Source organism: Corynebacterium sp. CCUG 69979, from assembly GCF_024454095.1.
Lineage (GTDB): Bacteria > Actinomycetota > Actinomycetes > Mycobacteriales > Mycobacteriaceae > Corynebacterium > Corynebacterium genitalium.
This window is the reverse complement of record NZ_JAGPZA010000037.1, coordinates 1-1,896: the sequence shown is the minus strand read 5'-3', so window position 1 is coordinate 1,896 and position 1,896 is coordinate 1. Positions and strand designations below refer to the sequence as shown.

The 1,896-nt window shown below is 59.4% G+C and carries 1 protein-coding gene and 1 tRNA gene; one reads left to right on the top strand and one right to left on the bottom strand.

The genetic code is table 11. The features are described 5' to 3' along the window. Positions 1-158: 158 nt before the first annotated feature. Positions 159-1,358, bottom strand: coding sequence for an Ig-like domain-containing protein (locus tag KBX18_RS11680; RefSeq protein ID WP_255996266.1), 1,200 nt, complete (start codon positions 1,356-1,358; stop codon positions 159-161). 318 nt (positions 1,359-1,676) lie between these two features. On the opposite strand from KBX18_RS11680, the gene KBX18_RS11675 reads away from it, so the two are divergent. Further along, positions 1,677-1,749 (top strand) — tRNA-Lys (locus tag KBX18_RS11675). Positions 1,750-1,896: the final 147 nt, after the last annotated feature.

The following is a 1,896-nucleotide window of genomic DNA, read 5'->3' as shown; positions in this document are numbered from 1 at the left end:
GTCGCGACTGACCTGTCAACCATCAGGAATGCTGTCCCAGGCACGCCGTGTCAACTATGTCATGACTTCAGACACCGTCAGCCACCCCAACGCGAAAGGCCCTGTCCGCCCTCACGAGGGAATGGACAGGGCCTTTAACGATGGCCTCTGCTTCGCGGTTAGAAGTCCTCGCCTGCCTTGACGGATTGGCCCGGCTCAAGCTCGATGTTCCAGTAGCCCAGGCCGTCGTACGGGCTCAGCGTTTCGCCGCCGGTGTTAATGATTTCCACCGGGTCGCCGCGCTTGGTGTTTTGCAAAAACCACAGGGCATCGTCAGGGCGCGCGTTGATGCAGCCGTGCGACTGGTTGTGCTTACCCAGCGCCCAGATTGCCCACGGCGCGGAGTGAACGTAGATGCCCGAGTAGGACAGCTGCGTCGCGTAGTCAACCGGGGTGACGTAACCACCGTTTTCCAGGGCCAGGCCGTACGTGCGGGAATCCATGACCAAGTGGTCGTGCTGGTCGCCCACGACATAGGTGCCGTTCGGGGTATCAAATGCCCCGTCCTCACCGAGGGAGACCGGGAACGACTTGATCTCTTCGCTGTTCTTGAACACGGTCAGCGTCTTGCCGTAGTTGTTCACCACCGTGCGGAACTCATCGCCGACGGTGAAAGAGGTCTCTGTGTCCTCAGCGCCATAGATGCCGTCGCCCAAGTCGCGGCCGTAGAAATCTGCCTTGACGGTCACCTCGGTGCCGGGCTCCCAGTACTCCACCGGGCGCCAGCGCAGCTGGTTGGCGTCCAGCCAGATGAATCCACCCTCGGTGTCATTGGATGTTTCGACAGTGATCGCGTCCTCAACGGCCTGCTTGTCGCTAGGAGCGATGTCGAAGTAGAACGAGATCGCCTGGCCGACGCCAACCTCTTCGCCTTCCTGCGGGCTCAGGGAAGCGGTCGACTGCGCCGACGGAGTCACCGTCGAAAACGTCGCCGTCGAGGTCTTGCCGGATTCCGTGGTGGCTTCGACGGTGTACTCGCGGCTGTACCCCAGCGGCTCTGCCGTGGTCCACTCCGTCTTGTCGTCGTTGAGCTCGGCTTCAACCTCTTTGCCGTCTTCGTTGGTCATGGTGACCTTCTCAAGACCGGCGGGGGCGGTCACGGTGACTGGGACAACCGGTTCCACGTCCTCGGCACCGTCTTCGACAGAGATCTCTGCGGGGTCATCCTTGACCTCTTCCGTCGTCTCTGTCGCCTCTGAATTCTCCGCTGCGTTCCCATCCTGCTCGATGGTGCACGCCGCCAGCGCCGAACCCGCGATGATCAATGCCACGCCTGCAGCTGCCACGCGCTTAAAACGCGAACCCCAGCTCTTACTCATCCTCGAAACACACAACCCTTATTCAAGTCCCAAACAGGTGCCATGCACTCACAAGGCCCCGTCGCAACAACTACTCACAATATAGGTGGCCGACACACGAATTCCAGTTGCATCACGGGCCTTCCACCAACCTGCCACCAAGCTGATATTAACCGTGTACCGTCGCGTTATCGCACCGTTACCCTCTGTTCAACGGCCAGCGAAAACAGGGCTCCCTCACCCTTTCCACCACCTCCCCGCTTTTCGGCAGTGACCTGGCGATTTCACTCTGCGCAGACCTAACTGCTATATTTTCTCTTCGTTGCCGTAACGGCCAACGCGCCACTAGCTCAACTGGCAGAGCAGCTGACTCTTAATCAGCGGGTTCGGGGTTCGAGTCCCTGGTGGCGCACACTACGACAGGCTGGGAGTTGCTCCCGGCCTGTTTTTCTTTGCGCGCATTCCGCACCCAGCCTTTTGTAGGGTTAAGTAGCAGAATGTGTGTCTGATTTTCAGTGTATCTGCTGATCAGGCTGTGTAAATCGGGCTTGAATAAGGT

What these genes read in the sequence shown, in the direction of transcription:
- KBX18_RS11680 (WP_255996266.1), bottom strand. Translation starts at nt 1,358, where the DNA reads ATGAGTAAGAGCTGGGGTTCGCGTTTTAAGCGCGTGGCAGCTGCAGGC.